We start from the raw sequence: 16,232 nt of genomic DNA, 5'->3' as shown, positions 1-16,232 counted from the left end.
CTTCCTCGCACCTGCCGGCTTCCTTCAGCCGCAGCGCCTCTTCCACCGAGATTTCGTCGAACGGGTTCATCGACATCTTCACATTGGCAAGCTCGACACCCGTGCCGTCCGGCTTCACCCGGATCTTGACGTTGTAGTCGACGACCCGTTTGACGGGCACGAGAATCTTCATGGGGGGTCCTTCCTTCACGGGAAACTGGCTTCAACGAAAATGCCCGCTCGCGCGCCGCTCCGATTGTCGAATGGCGACATCGATACGCGCTTTTCCTCCAAATACAACGCTTCTATGCCGCCGGTAGACGATTCGCCGGGCAATATATGAACGTTTACGTTCACGTCAATATTGTTGTCAGCGTCGGCCCCAGGGAAGGCGCTGCGCTGTGCGCCCATCCGTGCCGGCGGCGATGGCAGGGCCGGCGCCAGGATCGCTTCTCACGGCGCGGGGCGTAACGATCTCCCGGTCGAACAGCGGTACACCGGGTCGGCGCAACACCAGGATCAGAAGAGCCCCGGCAAGGATGCCGCCGACATGGGCGCCCCAGGAAACATCGCCATCCGGTGCGATCGCCAGCATGAAGAACTGCTGGCCGATCCACAAAAGCAGCGGGATGAAGGCAGGCAAGGGCAGGGGCAAACGGAAGAATACCAGCACCCAGACCTTGACGCGCGGATGCAGCATGACATAGGCGGCGACGACGCCGGAGATCGCCCCCGAGGCTCCAACCAGCGGTGCCTGCGAGGCCATGGCCAGCAGACCGTGGCAGAGCGCGCCGGCGGCTGCACAGACGACGTAGAAAATCAGGAAGCGCAAGTGTCCCATCGCGTCCTCGACATTGTCGCCAAAGACCCAGAGAAAAATCATGTTGGACGCCAGATGCCAGAAGCCGGAATGGACGAAGGCATAGGTGAGGTAGGTCAGCGGTTCCGGCACGATTTCCAGCCCCTGCGCCAGCACCGCGTCACCGAAGGCGATCGCCGGGATATAGCCGAGCCCGACGGTCGTCGCCTGGGCGGCCTGCTCGCTCTCCAGGCTGGTCACAAGCCAGACCGCGACATTCAATGCGATCAGTGAGAGCGTCACCCACTGAACCTTGATATATTTCAGCGTATTGGCGTCGTGAAAAGGTATGAACATAAGGCCCCCCGGCGATCGCGACCGCGGCAAGCCTATCTGTTTTTTCCCGGAACCCAAAGCACATCCGCATGGCCGCGATCATTTGCATGACGCGCGGCGACGAAGAAGAAATCGGAGAGCCGATTGACATATTTCATCGCTGCCTCGCTGACGATTTCACCGTCGGTGCGGGCAAGCGCCACCATCAAACGTTCGGCGCGCCGCGCAATCGTCCGGGCAAGATGCAGATGTGCGGCGGCCGGGCTGCCGCCCGGCAGGATGAAGGATTTCAGCGGTTCCAGGCCGGCATTCAACTGGTCGATTTCGCGCTCCACGCGGTCGACCTGCGCCTCGACGATCCGCAGCGGTTCGTAGGCCGGCGGCTCGCCGGTATCGGGTGTGGCGAGATCGGCGCCGAGATCGAAGAGGTCGTTCTGGATCGACATCAGCATAGCGTCGAGCTCGGGCAAGCCGGCCGTGTGCAGTCGCGCCAGGCCGATGGCGGAATTGGCTTCGTCGATCGTGCCATAGGCCTCGACGCGGAGATCGTCCTTTGTCCGGCGCGGCCCGGAAACCAGCCCTGTGGTGCCGTCATCGCCGGTTTTGGTGTAGATCTTGTTGAGTTTTACCATGCCGCACCGCCTATTGGCGGGAAGGCTGAACCACTCCACCCTTCGTCATGCTCGGGCTTAACCCGAGCATCCACATGGCATTCACTAGCAGTCGTGGCACGGATCCTCGGCTCAAGGCCTGGGGTGACGGAAGGTGGAGTTGGCATTGTCGCAAAATTTGCCGCTGCGTACAGAACCACCGCGTCGTGCATGGCCTCACCTCCCTCATTCCTGTGCTCGTCACAGGAATCCAGTGCGCCCAAGTCTTTGGGCGCGGGAGAGGCTTTTGAACGTCGGATTTTGTTATTCACCGCGCGGACGCGCGGTGGCTGGATTCCTGTGACGAGCACAGGAATGAGAGAGTTCGAGGAGACGATAGTACCCAATTTTATCCCTCTGTCGTTAGATTGCCCGGTCACGTCGGCCGGCCACCACCGGTCAGCCAGAGCGTCACCATGATCAGGACGACGGCGATTGCCTGTAGCAGGACGCGAAGCTGCATCAGCTTGTTGGAACGGTTGGCATCGCCGCCCTTCATCATATTGAAGAGGCCGCGGATCAGGACGAGGGCGACGGCGCCCATGACGATGATCGCAAGGATATAGGTGACCGTGGACATGGCATTCAGCTTTCTCAGTCCGTCCAGCGCATCAGGCGGTAGAAGAGGTCTGCCGGAAGCAGCCGCTTCAGGAACATGCCCTGCTTGGCCGGAGTCGTTACAGGATAATGTGGCCTTGGATTTTTCGAGTTCAATGCGTGTTTCAATACGGAATAGACTGCTTCCGGGCCAAGCTTATGGCGGCTGACCGGGCCAGATCCATTAAGTCTTGCCAGTTGCTTGACATAGTCGGCCGCGTGCGGCGAATTCTCAAGGTCGATATGCTCCTTGATCTTTGCGAGCGCGTTGGCGGTGAAACGCGTGGCGATCGGTCCCGGCTCGATCAGGCTCACATGGATGCCACTGCCCTGCAGCTCCATGCGCAAGGTGATGCTGAGGCCTTCGAGCGCGAATTTGGAAGCGGTGTAGGCGCCGCGATAGCGATAGGGCACGACGCCGAGGATCGACGAGCACTGCACGATCCGCCCCTCTTGGCGTTTGCGCATCGCCGGGATGATCTGCCGCGTCAGTTCGTGCCAGCCAAAGAAATTCGCCTCGAACTGGGCGCGCAACGCGGCCGTCGAAAGATCTTCGACGGCGCCCGGCTGGCCGTAGGCGCCATTGTTGAAAAGCGCGTCGATGCGGCCGCCGCTGCGTTCCAGGACCGCGTCGACCAGCTCCGAAATCGTCTCGGACCTGGCATAGTCCATCAGCAAGGCTTCAATGCCGTCTGCCTCCAGCCCCGGCAGGTCTTCCGCCTTGCGCACCGTCGCAAAGACGCGCCAGCCATCGGCTTTCAGAGCCCGCACGCAATGAGCGCCGATGCCGGACGAGCATCCGGTCACGACGATGGTACGCTCTCCCGCCATGGAATGATTCCTGTACAAAATGGGACTCGTTTCCCATATTCGGCCAGAGGATACAATCTGGAAAGCCGGAGACGGAATGCCGAAGGCGCTGCGCACGATCTACGACGTGGTCTACGACGCGATCTGTCATATGATCGAGGACGACGGCTTTGCCATGGCGAGCCATGTGGCGCTGTCCAGCCTGCTTGCGGTTTTCCCCTTCCTGATCTTCGGCACGGCGCTTGCAAGCTTCCTCGGCGCCGATCAATTTTCCTCGACCGCCATCCATCTGATCTTCGACACCTGGCCCGAGGCGATTGCCAAGCCGCTCGCCGACCAGGTGCTGCAGGTGTTGACAATTCCGCGCGGCGGGCTGCTGACGATCTCGGTGCTGGCGGCCGCCTATTTCGCCTCGAACGGCGTCGAGGCGCTGCGCATCTCGCTCAACCGCGCCTACCGGGTGCAGGAGACGCGGCCGTGGTATTTCACCCGCCTCGCGAGCCTCGGCTATGTGCTGATCGCGGTGATCATCTTTGCGGCGATCAGCATCCTGCTGGTCGCCGTGCCGCTGGCGCTCGATTATGCCAGGAACTGGTTTCCGCTGTTTGCCGACACGCTCGACATCGTCTTCAGCTGGCGCATCTACGGCACGCTGGTGGTTCTGACGGTCGGATTGCTGGTCATGCATCTCTGGTTGCCGGCAGGCAAGCGGCGGGTCTTCGACGTCATTCCGGGCGTGCTGCTGACCCTGCTTCTCTGGCTCGCCGGCGCGCTGATCTTTGCCTATTATCTGGCGACCTTCGCCAATTATACCGCAACCTATGCCGGCCTAGCCTCGGTCATGATCGTGCTGATCTTCCTCTACATGATCGGCGTCATCTTCATCATCGGGGCGGAGATCAATGCGGCGCTGATCAAATTCCGCGTCTTCCGGATGTTCTCCCACACGCTTTCGATCGTCGGCAGAGAGCGTGCCGAACGGGCATCAGAGCCCGACAAGGCGGCGAATATCGGCCCCTGACATGCCGCGGGTGCGCAATTCACCAAGCCCGCTGTCGCCGTCGCTTTTCGAAAGCTTGCGGCCAGCCGCATCGAGAATGAGACGGTGATGGTGATAGATCGGTTGCGGCAGGTCGAGCAGTACCTGCAGCAGCCGGTGCACCGATGTCGCGGGGAAGAGGTCGAGGCCGCGCACGACGTGGGTGACGCCCTGCAGCGCATCGTCGACGACGACTGAAAGATGATAGCTCGACGGGGCGTCCGAGCGCGACAGGATGACATCGCCCCAGACTTCGGGTTCGGCGGCGATCTCGCCCGATCTGCCGTCGCCGGTTTCGGTCCAGAACAGTAGTTCGCCGATCAGGTCCAGCGCCTTGCGCATATCGAGCCGCCAGGCATGTTTCTTTCCCGAGGTCAGCATTTCCCGCCACTCGTCTTCCGGGCGCTCGCGATCGTTTGCGGGATAGTGTGGCGTGCCGTCGGGATCGCGCGGCCAGGATTCACCGGCCGCCTCATAGGCAGCGACGCGCGCCTTCACCTCGCCTCGGGTCAGGAAGGCCGGATAGACCAGGCCGCGCTCGATCAGCGCGTGCAGTACTGCCTGATATGCGGGGAAATGTTCCGACTGGCGCCGCACCGGGCTTTCCCAGCCGATATCAAGCCAGTCGAGATCGCTCAGGATGCCGGCCTCGAACTCCGGGGTGCAGCGCCCCTGGTCGATATCCTCGATGCGCAGCAGCAGGCGCCCACGCGCGACCGCCGCCATGTCGCGGTTCAGGAGAGCCGAGAGGGCATGGCCGAGATGCAACTGTCCGTTGGGACTCGGCGCAAAACGAAAGACAGGTTTTTGACGCTCGCTCGTGGTCATGCTTTCTTCTGCCATGGATTTAGGTTTTGAACCACTGCGAGGCGATGTGCAGATCATCCGCAACGAAGACGACGTCAGCCGGGGGCTCGAAGCACTGCTTCGTGTCGATCCACGCCTTGTGCCGATCGCGGTGGATGCAGGGCCCGTTCCGCTGCGGTTGCGCGAACCGGGTTTTGCCGGCCTTGCCCATATCATCGTCTCACAAATGGTATCGCGCGCCAGTGCCGAGGCGATCTGGCGGCGCATGCTGCCGGCGGACGGTCTTTTGACCGCCGAGGGCTATGCGCTGCTTCACGCCGAAGCCTGGCGTGAATTCGGCCTGTCACGCGCCAAGGCTGAGACCCTGTCGCGGATCGCCGAAGCCGTTGCCTCCGGCCGCCTCGATCTTTCCGGGCTCTGCCTGATGCCGCCTGAAGAAGCGCTTGGCGAACTCACCGCGCTGAAGGGCGTCGGTCCGTGGACGGCGGAGGTCTATCTGATGTTCTGCGGCGGCCATGCCGATGTCTTTCCGGCCGGCGATGTCGCGCTTCAGAATGCCGTCGGCGCGGCATTCGGTCTCGCGGCCCGGCCTGAAGCAAAGGCTCTGGCTGCCTTGGCGGAACCCTGGTCGCCGTGGCGCTCCGTGGCGGCCCGGCTTTTCTGGGCCTATTACGCCGCGAAAACGCGCCGCGACATGGTGCCGACCAGCTGATCGGCAACACTCTTCAAATTGCCTTTATCCTCTGAATTTATTGGACTTCACAATCCTGTAACAACCGGCCTAATATACAGGTGCAGATGCCGAATCGATCAGGAGAGTCCCTTGACGATTGCAGTCTCCCCACAGGCCCTGCCAGCGCTCGTCCTGAACGCTGACTTCCGGCCACTGAGTTATTATCCCTTGTCGCTGTGGTCCTGGCAGGACGCGATCAAGGCGGTATTTCTCGACCGCGTGAACATCATCGCGGAATACGAGCATTCGGTTTCCTCGCCGAGTTTCTCGATGCGGCTTCCGAGTGTCGTGTGTCTCAAGACCTACGTTCAGCCGTCCCGCAATCCCGCTTTCACCCGGTTCAACGTGTTCCTGCGCGACCGGTTCGAATGCCAGTATTGCGGCGCCCATGACGATCTGACCTTCGACCACGTCATCCCGCGCGCCCATGGCGGCGAGACCACCTGGGAGAATGTCGTGGCAGCCTGTTCGCCCTGCAATCTGCGCAAGGGCAGCAAGCTTCCCAAGCAGGCAAGCATGTTCCCGTCGCAGAAGCCCTATCAGCCGACGGTGCAGGATCTGCACAATAACGGCAGGCTGTTCCCGCCAAACTATCTGCATGACAGCTGGCTCGACTATCTCTACTGGGATACCGAACTGCAGCCTTGATCAAGCGGCTTTGCGAACGCCTGCGAAGGCGAAGGCTGCGAGCAGAATTCCGGCAATCACGTTCCAGCCCGCAAAAGACAGGCCGAGCACCCTGAGTGCTGCATCGGTGCAGGATGGGCCCTTGATCGTGTTGAGTTCGCCGAGCAGATCGCCGGCATTGGTCGTCATGCTGCTGGCCGTCGTCGAGCAGGTGGCCGGGCCGGCCCAGAAATGCCATTCGACGCCGGCGTGATAGACGCCCATGCCCGCGGTGACCAGCATTAGCATGCCGGCGGCAAGAATGAGCGCGCGGGTGATCCAGTTCGGCAGGCCGACGAGTTCCGAAATCGCTGCGAGGATGGCGATCGGGATGGCGTAATAATAAGGCTGGCGCTGCAGCAGGCAGAGTGCGCAGGGAATGTAGCCGCCGATATATTGGAAACCAAGCGCCGTGCCGACCGCGGCCGCCATGCCGATGGCGAGCAATATGGAATAGACAAACCCGGGGCGGGCGAGCGGCGAGGAAGTGGCAGTCATGGCGGAACTCCGCGAAGTTGGCTTAGTGGCACGATGCCGAAAAGCGCGAGCGGTTTTCGGACAACCTTATGTTCTAGTGAGCGAGGTAGCGGTAGGCGATGTATAAAACGATCACGGCAGTTGCACCGAAGCCGACGATCTGGCCGAGGCGCTTCTCGATGAAGTCCCGGATCGGTTCGCCGTAGCGGCGCAGCAGCCAGGCGAGGAAGAGGAAACGCGCCCCGCGCGCAACGATCGCCGAAACAATGAAAAGGCCCAGATTGACGTGAATGACGCCGGACAGGATTGTGACGATCTTGATCGGCGGCAGATGCGCAACACCTGATGTGACAAGCAGCAGCAGGATCGTCTCGTAGGTGACATAGGCTTTCATCTGCTCGAAGGCGTCGAGCTTGCCGTAGAATTCGAGAACCGGCCGGGCCACCGTCTCATAGGCGTAATAGCCGAGCGCCCAGCCGGCGATGCCGCCGAGCACGGAAGCGATGGTCGCGATCAACGCGTAGCGATAGGAGCGCTCCGGCTTGGCAAGCGCCATCGGCAGGAAAAGCACATCGGCGGGGACGAGAAAGATGGAGCTTTCGACGAAGGCGATGACGGCGAGCCAGACTTCGGCCGATTTGCGCGAGGCCAAAGACATGGTCCAGTCGTAAAGTCTGCGGAGCATTCCGTTCCCTTCCTGTTGCAGTGCGAAAAGCTTTAGGGGGCGTGTGCGGCGCTGTAAATGCTTGCCCGTGTCCTTCGTGCCACCCCTGTCCAAAAATTTTCGTGATGTGGGGCATCGGCGCCTCTCCCAAGATTTCACGGGATGGCGAATCGGCGATTCTCCGGCAAGCTGTCTCAGAGCATGATACCGAAAACTGTGGGCGGTTTTCTTAAGACATCATGCTCCAGCCGAATTGGGGCGACTGCAGGGTGGCATGAGCATGTTCAAAGTGATTGAAGGCGGCCGCGGGCAGGCCGTGCACATGGTTGAGCGGTTCGAAGAGGGCGGCGGGCCGAGCCTAGACGACGTGCGCCGGGAGGCGGCGCGGCGGTTGAGTGCCAGCGGCTATCATCTCTCGCGCATCCGGGAGTTCGCGACCGGCGTGCCGATGCTGGCGTCTCTTCAATACCTGTCGCTGCAGATCGATTTTGCGGCCGAGAGCTTGTCGCGACTCGATCCGATCCCGGAGGATTTCCGCGCCGATGGCTATTGGCCGGCAGGCTGAGCAATCGTGCTATCGCCGAGACATGCGCCGATGTTGCGTCATGAGAGATCCATCGATTTTTCCCATTGCTGACGCTGGTCGTTCATCTCCGTGCGTTTCTGGGCCATTTCGCTGACTGCGGCGCGCAAATTGGGATGACGCGCCATGAACATGTTGAAGTCGCGCCGCTCGAGCACCTCGAACTGGCAGAAGTCGACGGCAATGACGTCGGCAGTGCGCCGTCCGCCGGTCAGAAGCGCCATTTCGCCGAAAAAGGCACCGGGCTCCAGGCGGATCGCGCCACTGGCGAGGCGGACTTCCACCGCTCCCGATGAGATAAAATACATGCCGTCGCCGCGATCGCCGCGGCGGATGACGCGCTCGCCGGGCGGCGCGGATTTCGCCTTGAAGAGCAGCAGCAGTTCCTCTTGCGCGTCTTCGTCGACCTCAGAGAATAGCGGGAAAGTCTCGATCAGCTGCTGCATCTTCAGTTGATGCTCGCGTTCGCGCTCCTCACCGAGCGCCTTGATTTTTTCCAGTTCCTTGCCGAGCGCCTTCTGCCTCTTCCTGCCGTAGCTTTCCCAAAGGGAGGGCCATTTCGAATGGATATATTTCTTCAGCCCGTCGGTCGCGAAGATTACGATGGGATTGAGTGTGATCGACAGGATTGCCGCAGCAAGGATCAGATCCTGGCCCTCATGCGGCAGCAGCCCAAGCGAGACACCGAGGCCGGCGAGGATGAAGGAGAATTCGCCGATCTGGGCAAGGCCGCCGGCCAAGGTCAGCCCCAGGCCGATCGGATATCGCAGCAGCATGACGATCGTGAAGGTGATGATGCCCTTGCCGAGGATGATGAGCGCCAGCGCGCCGATCACCGCCAGCGGCTGGCGCACCAGGATCGATGGGTCGAAGAGCATGCCGACGGAGACGAAGAACAGCACGGAGAAGGCATTCTGCAACGGCAGCGAGTCGGCCGCTGCCCTGTGGCTGAGCTGGGATTCGCTCATGACGACGCCGGCAAAAAAGGCGCCGAGCGCGAAGGAGACGCCGAAGATCGCCGCCGAGCCGAAGGCGATGCCGAGGGCGATCGCCAGTACCGTCAGCGTGAAGAGTTCGCGCGAGCCGGTGCGGGCGACCATCGTCAGCAGCCAGGGCACGATGCGCGGGCCGAGGAAGATCGCCATGGCGGCGAAACCCATAACCTTCAGCAGCGTCAGGCCGATCGTCAGCACCAGGGAAAGCTCGCCGAGGCCGTGGTTGGCCGTAGCGACGGCATTGCCACCCAGAAGTTCTGCAAGGGCCGGCAGCAGCACTAGCGCCAGCACCATCACCAGATCCTCGACGATCAGCCAGCCAACGGCGACGCGCCCGCTCGGCGCGTTGACGAGATTGCGCTCCTCCAGCGCCTTCAGCAGAACGACGGTGCTCGCCACAGACAGGCTCAGGCCCAGGACGATGCCGGCACCGAGGCTCCAGCCCCAGAGTTTGCAAAGGCCGATGCCCATGAGGGTGGCGAGGATGATGCGCCCGATCGCGCCCGGCACGGCGATGCCACGCACGGCCAGCAGGTCGGAGGCGGAAAAATGCAGGCCGACGCCGAACATCAGAAGGATGACGCCCATTTCGGCGAGTTGACCGGCAAGGGCGGTATCGGCGACGAAGCCCGGCGTGAACGGCCCCATCAGGATACCGGCCATCAGGTAGCCGACCAGCGGCGGCAGCCGAAGCCGGTCAGCAGCATACCCCAGGACCGCCGCGAAAACGAAACTGACGGCAACCGTCGCGATGAGCCCTACTTCCTGATGCACGTCTGACCCTTCCTGTGATTGCGGCGGCCACTCTGTACGAAGTGCAAGCGGAATTAAACAGTTGATTTGGGTGCGCTGCCCTTGTTTGCGGTCTTGCCCGTGAGGCCTGGAACTCGTCTGCCGCAAGGTCGGGCCTCCGGCGATGTTGGAACCACTTGTCTCTTGTCTCGTTGCTCTTTCATCAAGAAAGGAGAAACGACATGCGGAAGATCATCCTGAATTGTACTGTAGCGGCCCTTGCCGCCTGCTCGTTTGCAGCGCCTGTTCTCGCCGACAGCGTCTATGTCCGGGAGCGTTCCTATGACGACGGCTATCGTCATGAGCGGGTACGACCCGGCATCACCATCAGCGAGCGTGGCGTCACTTTCGGTGCGGTGCGCGAACGCGAGCACCGCCGCTATCGCGACTATGGCTGCGAAACCAGGAGCGTCACCCGACAGACCGACGAAGGCGAGGTTACCAAGACGGTCCGGCGTTGCGATTGACCAGGATTACCCGACGAAGGCGAAGCCCGGTTCCAATGAGCCGGGTTTTCGCCTTTCGTGGCGCGAATATCGCAATGCAGTGGTGAAACTCGTCCGTCGGTGTTATGAGCACGCCTTTGGTACAAGCGCATTCCCAGCGCAAACAACACCTGCACAGGATCTTTTAGTATGATTGAGCTTACGCCGTCCCAGATTGCCGCACTGAAACTCGCCAGGGATGGAGACCTTTACCCTCAGCCAGCCAATAAATGGACGCATCAGAACGCGACGGTGACCTACGCAAAGACCGACCGTTGGAAAGAGCGGCCTCAGAAAATCAAATCGGTCACCGCCAAGACGCTGGGTGAGCTGAAGGAGCCTGGTTTTCTCGAGCGGCGGCACCTCGATGACGATGTCTCGAAAGACGTCTACGGCATCACCATGGCCGGCAAGATGTGGCTGTTGAAGAACAAGTAGTTTTATTCGGATACGGATTCGTTGCGTGCTCCCGCGTCAGTTTGTTGATGCGGAGGTACGACACAATTGTATTCGGGATGAACTATCGAACCAGTCCGCCTTCATTCCTGACGGAACTGCGGCGCGACAGCCTCCGCTTAGCTGCTCTCTTCGGCTGGCCGAGCCGAAGCTCATAGAGCGTAGGCTGGTGCCCCATGCCGGAGTCGAACCAGCACTTCTTTCGAAACTCGATTTTGAGTCGAGCGCGTCTACCAATTCCGCCAATGGGGCAACGGATACGACCGGGCGGCTGTCTAACATGTGAGCGCCTGCACGCGCAAGACGGGCAAGCGAAGTTATCCAACTGATCCTGTAGAGAGATCCGACCTCGTTTCGAGGCCGGATGCTTGTGATATCAATGGGCCGCCGCGGGTGCCGGAGCGGTCAGGCCGGACTTCTTCAGCGTGATCGCCAGGATCGATGCCAGCAGGCAGAAGGCGCCGGCGATGAAGAAGGCGGGCAGGTAACTCGAAAGCTCCGTGCGCGAGAGGCCGGCGCCATAGGCGGCGGTGGCGGCTCCCAGCTGATGGCCGGCAAAGACCCAGCCGAAGACAAGGCCGGCCTTTTCACGGCCGAAGCGGTCGGCGGCGATCTTGACGGTCGGCGGCACGGTGGCGATCCAGTCGAGGCCGTAGAAGACGGCGAAGATGGAAAGGCCGTAAAAGCTGAAATCGCTGAAGGGCAGGTAGAGCAGCGACAGGCCGCGAAAGCCGTAATAAAAGAACAGCAGCCAGCGATTGTCGAAGCGGTCGGACAGCCAGCCGGAGCCGATGGTGCCGAAGAAATCGAAGATGCCCATGACGGCCAGCACACTGGCGGCGGCCACCGGCACGATGCCGAAATCGCCGCAGAGGGTGACGAAATGGGTCTGGATCAGGCCATTGGTGCTGAGGCCGCAGATGAAAAAGGTGGCAAACAGGATCCAGAAGGTCGAGGTCTTGGAGATTTCCCTGAGCACGGTGATCGGCGTCATCAGCGCGACGCCGAGAGAGGTGCTTGCCGGCGGTGGCGTGACCTGAGTTTCGCCGAGGGCGGGCAAGTTGAGGTCGGCCGGCCGGTCGCGCATGAAGGCAAGCACGGCAAGGGCTGCGACCATGATCATGGCGCAGACGAAAAACACCGTCGAGCGCCAGCCATAGCGTTGCGTCAGCTCCGCCATCAGCGGCAGAAAGACGAGCTGGCCGGTGGCCGAACTTGCCGAAAGCATGCCGACGACGAGGCCACGATGCTTGGTGAACCAGCGGGTGGAGATCGTTGCGGCGAGTACCATGGCCGTCAGGCCGGTGCCGAAGCCGACGACAATGCCCCAGAGCAGCAGCAGCTGCCACAGCGTCGTCATGAACAGCGAACCGATGAAGCCAGCGCCGATCAGGGCGAGGGCGAAAACGATGACCTTGCGCACGCCGAAATAATTCATGAAGGCGGCGGCGAACGGGCCCATGAAACCGAAAAGGATCAGTCGGATGGCAAGGGCTGAGGAGATCTGCGACGTCTCCCAGCCGAACTCGTCCTGCAGCGGCTTGATGAGAACGCCAGGTGCGCCCATGGCGCCTGCGGTGACCAGCATGGTGAGAAAGGTTGCGGCAGCGACGACCCAGCCGTAGTGGATGTTACGCCGGGCAAGAGAGGAGGCAAGGGCTGTGGAAACCATGGGCGAGATTCCGTTCGAATTCAGCTTGGGGAAAATGCAAGATCGATTTACATGATGGCCATCATATTTGTTGCCTATTGATGATGGACGTCATATATTTTGTCAAGCGACTATTTCTGGAGATGAAAAATGCGGGTGAGCCGCGAGAAGTTTGCCGAAAACCGAGAGAACATCCTGGGCGTTGCCGGCGTGCTCTTCCGCGAGAACGGTTTCGACGGGGTCGGCGTCGCCGACATCATGAAGGCGGCGGGGCTGACGCATGGCGGTTTCTACGGTCATTTCGCTTCGAAGGACGACCTGGCGCTGGAGGTCAGCCGTAAGCTGATCGACAAGGTCGAAACGCGCTGGAAGGAGCATATCGCCGATTCTCCGGATCGGCCGCTGGAATCGCTGCTCGACCATTATATCCACTGGCGCACGGTCGACGATCCGGGCGGCAGCTGCGTCTTCGCGACGCTGATCCAGGAGGTGAGCCGCAGCCGCGGTGCTGTCCGCGCCGTCTTCAGCGACGGGCTGTCCGTGCTGGTCGACACACTCGCCGATATCGTTCCCGGCGAGACCGAAGAAGAACGCCGCGCCAATGCCGCGACGACCCTCTCATCGATGATGGGCGCCGTCATTCTGGCGCGCGCGGTGGAGGACAGGGCGCTTGCCGAGCAGTTTCTGGTGACGATGCGCCGGCAGCTCGATCCCGGCAGTCGGATATAATCTCAGGATGGTGATGGTTTCGATTTCCCCTCCGCGCAAACGGAGGGGATCTGCCTTGATCGCTGAGGCTGAAAACCCGCCGGCGGCTATTTGAAACCGGCGACGGCGTGCGGGATGTAGGGTGCTTCCAGTGCGGCGATTTCTTCAGTGGTGAGCTTGACGGAGAGCGCGGCAACCGCGTCGCTGAGGTGGCCCGGTTTGGAAGCGCCGATGATCGGGGCGGTCACGGCACTTTTCTGCAGGATCCAGGCGGTTGCGACCTGGGCGCGGGAGACGCCGCGAGCCTTGGCGATCTCGGCCACGGCCTCGACGATTTTGCGGTCTGCATCGCTCGACTGCGTGTAGAGCGTCTTGCCGAATTCGTCGGTTTCGCTGCGCGCCGTCGCCTCGTCCCAGTCGCGGGTCAGTCGGCCGCGGGCAAGCGGGCTCCAGGGGATGACGGCGATCTTCTGATCTTCGCAGAGCGGCAGCATTTCACGTTCTTCTTCGCGGTAGAGCAGGTTCAGGTGGTCCTGCATGCTGACGAATTCGGTCCAGCCGTTCAGCCTGGAGACGTAGAGCGCCTTGGCAAATTGCCACGCATACATGGAGGAGGCGCCGATATAACGCGCTTTGCCGGATTTGACGACGTCGTGCAGCGCTTCCAGCGTTTCCTCGATCGGCGTCGTGTAATCGAAGCGGTGGATCTGATAGAGGTCGACATAGTCGGTGCCGAGACGGCGCAGGCTGTTGTCGATTTCATCGAAGATCGCCTTGCGCGACAGGCCGGCGCCGTTGGGGCCTGGCCGCATGCGATTGAACACCTTGGTCGCCAGCACGATGTCCTCTCGCTTGGCGAAATCTTTAATAGCACGGCCGACGATCTCTTCCGAGGAGCCGTTGGAATAGGTGTTGGCGGTGTCGAGGAAATTGATGCCGAGGTCGATCGCCTGCTTGATCATCGCCCGGCTTTCTTCTTCCCGCAGGCTCCAGGCATGATTGCCGCGGCCGGGATCGCCGAAGGTCATGCAGCCCAGGCAGATTTTCGAAACTTCCAGACCGGTCTTGCCAAATTTTGCGTATTCCATGAAACGACTCCGCGATTAAAATTTGATCACCCAATTCGATGCCCCCAATTCCATGCCCCGGGGGATGGCCTCCATGATCTAGCGCGGAACCGGCAAAGTCGCAGGGCGGCCGACGAAGAACCGTTCTGCCAGGCACACAACAATGCGTGATGGGCTCGGAAGCCAGGCCTGTCATCGCCGCCCCGGACCGGCTGCTTGCGCAATTGCAGCACAAGGTGTTAGCTGGTGCAGCATTCACCGGATTTCGCCTATGATCCTGCCGTCCCACGATCGCTACGACGATCTCTATCGCGATTTCTCGTGGCGGATTCCCGAAGGCTTCAATATCGGCCGCGCCGTCAGCGACGACTGGGCGGCGAGGGCGCCGGAGCGCGTCTGCCTCGAACATTTCAGCCCGGACGGCCATCACCGCACCCTGACCTATCGCGCGCTCGCCGACCGTTCCTCGGCCTTTGCAAATGCGCTGGTTTCGCTTGGTATCGAACGTGGCGATCGCGTCGCGCTGCTCTTGCCGCAATCCTTCGAGACGGTGATTGCGCATGTGGCGATCTACAAGAGCGGCGCGATCGCGCTGCCGCTGGCGCTGCTCTTCGGCGTCGAGGCGTTGGAATACCGGCTGAAGGCGGCAGGCGTCGTGGCCGTCGTCACCAATGGCTTCGGTCTCGAACGCATCCGCCAGATCCGCGATCGGCTGCCGATGCTGAAACATCTCATCAGCATCGACGGGGCGAGTGCCGATGCAGCCGCCTTCGGCGAATTGGTGGACGGCCATTCTCCCGTCTTCGATGTCGTCAAGACCGGTCCGGACGATCCCGCATTGATGATCTTCACTTCGGGAACGACGGGGCCGCCGAAGGGTGCGCTGCATGGCCACCGTGTGCTGCCCGGCCATATTCCCGGCATGCAGTTTGCCCATGAGGATTTTCCGAAAGCGGGCGACAAGGTCTGGACGCCGTCCGACTGGGCCTGGGCGGGTGGGCTGCTCAACGCGCTGCTGCCGAGCCTGCTGCTCGGCGTTCCCGTCGTCTCGTCGCCGGCGCAGAAATTCGATGCCGACATGGCCTATCGGATCATGGCCGAGATGGGGGTGCGCAACGCCTTCATTCCGCCGACGGCATTGAGGCTGATGCGATCTGTTTCGGATCCACGCTCGAAATACCATCTGGTGCTGCGCACCATCGGCTCGGCCGGGGAGGCGCTCGGCCGCGAGACCTATGAATGGGCACAGCGCACGCTCGGCATCACCGTCAACGAATTCTACGGCCAGACGGAGTGCAATTTCGTGCTCGCTTCGAGCGCTGCCCATGGCGTCACCAAGGCGGGCGCCATCGGACGGGCGGTGCCCGGGCATCGCGTTGCGATCGTCAGCGAAGCGGGTGACGCTTTGCCAGTCGGCGAACCGGGCCAGATCGCTATCGCCAGTCCCGATCCCGTGATGTTCCTCGGCTATTGGGACGATGCGGCGGCGACGGCGCGAAAATTCGCCAAAGGCTGGCTGCTTACCGGCGATATCGGCCGGCAGGACGCCGACGGTTACGTCACTTTCGAGGGCCGCGATGACGACGTCATCACCTCGTCGGGATATCGCATCGGCCCGGCCGAAATCGAGGATTGCCTGATCGGCCATCCCGCCGTGCAGCTTGCCGCCGCCGTCGGCAAACCCGATACGGTGCGCACCGAGATCGTCAAGGCTTATATCGTTCTGTCGCCAGGCCATCATCCAAGCGAGGCGCTGGCCGCCGATATCAGGGAGTGGGTGAAGACGCGGCTTTCAATGCACGAATATCCGCGCGAGGTGGAATTCATCGATGCCTTGCCGCTGACGACCACCGGCAAGGTGATCCGCCGGCTGCTGCGCGAAAAGGCGGCGGCCGAAGATTAGTGCATATCGCCCGGAAGTGTGTAGCGGTTCCGGAA

General features: G+C 61.6%; 18 protein-coding genes, 1 tRNA gene and 1 pseudogene. 8 read left to right on the top strand and 12 right to left on the bottom strand.

Going from position 1 to position 16,232, the window contains the following annotated elements; genetic code table 11:
• From HJB83_RS31605 to HJB83_RS31585, 5 genes and pseudogenes are all read right to left on the bottom strand, one after another.
• Nucleotides 1-172 (bottom strand): annotated as a pseudogene (locus HJB83_RS31605) (electron transfer flavoprotein subunit beta/FixA family protein); the annotation flags it as partial.
• Between the two features lie 177 nt (nt 173-349).
• The gene (locus tag HJB83_RS31600) at nt 350-1,135 is read right to left on the bottom strand and encodes a rhomboid family intramembrane serine protease (protein WP_207581983.1); all 786 of its coding nucleotides are present in this window, start codon (nt 1,133-1,135) and stop codon (nt 350-352) included.
• A gap of 32 nt (nt 1,136-1,167) precedes the next feature.
• Nucleotides 1,168-1,746, bottom strand: a complete 579-nt coding sequence (locus HJB83_RS31595; RefSeq protein ID WP_207581982.1) for a cob(I)yrinic acid a,c-diamide adenosyltransferase — start codon at nt 1,744-1,746, stop codon at nt 1,168-1,170.
• Between the two features lie 394 nt (nt 1,747-2,140).
• Nucleotides 2,141-2,344 carry a twin transmembrane helix small protein gene (locus HJB83_RS31590; RefSeq protein ID WP_207581981.1) on the bottom strand — a complete coding sequence of 68 codons (204 nt, stop codon included), beginning with the start codon at nt 2,342-2,344 and terminating at the stop codon, nt 2,141-2,143.
• Nucleotides 2,345-2,358: 14 nt separating this feature from the next.
• Nucleotides 2,359-3,192: an SDR family oxidoreductase gene (locus HJB83_RS31585; protein WP_221133197.1), complete on the bottom strand. Its 834-nt coding sequence runs from the start codon at nt 3,190-3,192 to the stop codon at nt 2,359-2,361.
• A 76-nt stretch (nt 3,193-3,268) separates the two neighbouring features.
• On the opposite strand from HJB83_RS31585, the gene HJB83_RS31580 reads away from it, so the two are divergent.
• A complete protein-coding gene (locus HJB83_RS31580; protein WP_207581979.1) occupies nt 3,269-4,192 on the top strand; it encodes a YihY/virulence factor BrkB family protein in 924 nt (307 codons plus the stop codon).
• Here HJB83_RS31580 and gluQRS read toward each other — a convergent pair.
• The gene (gene gluQRS / locus HJB83_RS31575) at nt 4,157-5,038 is read right to left on the bottom strand and encodes a tRNA glutamyl-Q(34) synthetase GluQRS (RefSeq protein WP_221133196.1); all 882 of its coding nucleotides are present in this window, start codon (nt 5,036-5,038) and stop codon (nt 4,157-4,159) included. The genes HJB83_RS31580 and gluQRS overlap by 36 nt on opposite strands.
• On the opposite strand from gluQRS, the gene HJB83_RS31570 reads away from it, so the two are divergent.
• Together HJB83_RS31570 and HJB83_RS31565 are read left to right on the top strand one after the other, a co-directional pair.
• Entirely contained in the window at nt 5,037-5,729 is a 693-nt protein-coding gene (locus tag HJB83_RS31570; RefSeq protein ID WP_207581977.1) for a DNA-3-methyladenine glycosylase, read from the top strand. The genes gluQRS and HJB83_RS31570 overlap by 2 nt on opposite strands.
• Before the next feature lie 111 nt (nt 5,730-5,840).
• Entirely contained in the window at nt 5,841-6,398 is a 558-nt protein-coding gene (locus HJB83_RS31565; protein ID WP_007632738.1) for an HNH endonuclease, read from the top strand.
• Here HJB83_RS31565 and HJB83_RS31560 read toward each other — a convergent pair whose 3' ends face one another.
• Together HJB83_RS31560 and HJB83_RS31555 are read right to left on the bottom strand one after the other, a co-directional pair.
• Nucleotides 6,399-6,914, bottom strand: coding sequence for a disulfide bond formation protein B (locus tag HJB83_RS31560; RefSeq protein ID WP_207581976.1), 516 nt, complete (start codon nt 6,912-6,914; stop codon nt 6,399-6,401). It lies immediately after the preceding gene.
• 73 nt (nt 6,915-6,987) lie between these two features.
• Nucleotides 6,988-7,578 carry a YqaA family protein gene (locus HJB83_RS31555; protein WP_207581975.1) on the bottom strand — a complete coding sequence of 197 codons (591 nt, stop codon included), beginning with the start codon at nt 7,576-7,578 and terminating at the stop codon, nt 6,988-6,990.
• 253 nt (nt 7,579-7,831) lie between these two features.
• Between HJB83_RS31555 and HJB83_RS31550 the strand changes: the two genes are divergently transcribed.
• Nucleotides 7,832-8,122, top strand: a complete 291-nt coding sequence (locus HJB83_RS31550; protein WP_221133195.1) for a hypothetical protein — start codon at nt 7,832-7,834, stop codon at nt 8,120-8,122.
• Nucleotides 8,123-8,160: 38 nt separating this feature from the next.
• Here the strand turns inward: HJB83_RS31550 and HJB83_RS31545 are convergent, their stop codons facing one another.
• Entirely contained in the window at nt 8,161-9,909 is a 1,749-nt protein-coding gene (locus HJB83_RS31545; RefSeq protein ID WP_207581973.1) for a cation:proton antiporter, read from the bottom strand.
• Nucleotides 9,910-10,109: 200 nt separating this feature from the next.
• On the opposite strand from HJB83_RS31545, the gene HJB83_RS31540 reads away from it, so the two are divergent.
• Together HJB83_RS31540 and HJB83_RS31535 are read left to right on the top strand one after the other, a co-directional pair.
• Nucleotides 10,110-10,394 (top strand): hypothetical protein, encoded by a 285-nt coding sequence (locus tag HJB83_RS31540; RefSeq protein WP_207581972.1) that lies wholly within the window; start codon nt 10,110-10,112, stop codon nt 10,392-10,394.
• A 168-nt stretch (nt 10,395-10,562) separates the two neighbouring features.
• On the top strand, nt 10,563-10,850 hold the full coding sequence (locus tag HJB83_RS31535) for a hypothetical protein (protein ID WP_097622071.1): 288 nt from the start codon (nt 10,563-10,565) through the stop codon (nt 10,848-10,850).
• A gap of 185 nt (nt 10,851-11,035) precedes the next feature.
• Here HJB83_RS31535 and HJB83_RS31530 read toward each other — a convergent pair.
• Nucleotides 11,036-11,120, bottom strand: a tRNA-Leu gene (locus HJB83_RS31530).
• A 124-nt stretch (nt 11,121-11,244) separates the two neighbouring features.
• Entirely contained in the window at nt 11,245-12,540 is a 1,296-nt protein-coding gene (locus HJB83_RS31525) for an MFS transporter (protein WP_221133194.1), read from the bottom strand.
• Nucleotides 12,541-12,669: 129 nt separating this feature from the next.
• On the opposite strand from HJB83_RS31525, the gene HJB83_RS31520 reads away from it, so the two are divergent.
• The gene (locus tag HJB83_RS31520) at nt 12,670-13,248 is read left to right on the top strand and encodes a TetR/AcrR family transcriptional regulator (RefSeq protein ID WP_221159772.1); all 579 of its coding nucleotides are present in this window, start codon (nt 12,670-12,672) and stop codon (nt 13,246-13,248) included.
• 86 nt (nt 13,249-13,334) lie between these two features.
• On the opposite strand, the gene HJB83_RS31515 is transcribed toward HJB83_RS31520, so the two are convergent.
• A complete protein-coding gene (locus HJB83_RS31515; RefSeq protein ID WP_207581969.1) occupies nt 13,335-14,315 on the bottom strand; it encodes an aldo/keto reductase in 981 nt (326 codons plus the stop codon).
• A gap of 250 nt (nt 14,316-14,565) precedes the next feature.
• On the opposite strand from HJB83_RS31515, the gene HJB83_RS31510 reads away from it, so the two are divergent.
• Nucleotides 14,566-16,197 carry an AMP-binding protein gene (locus HJB83_RS31510; protein ID WP_221159771.1) on the top strand — a complete coding sequence of 544 codons (1,632 nt, stop codon included), beginning with the start codon at nt 14,566-14,568 and terminating at the stop codon, nt 16,195-16,197.
• Nucleotides 16,198-16,232 lie beyond the last annotated feature (35 nt).

The organism is Rhizobium sp. NZLR11 (genome assembly GCF_019685115.1).
Lineage (GTDB): Bacteria > Pseudomonadota > Alphaproteobacteria > Rhizobiales > Rhizobiaceae > Rhizobium.
This window is presented reverse-complemented; position numbering and strand designations above follow the sequence as displayed.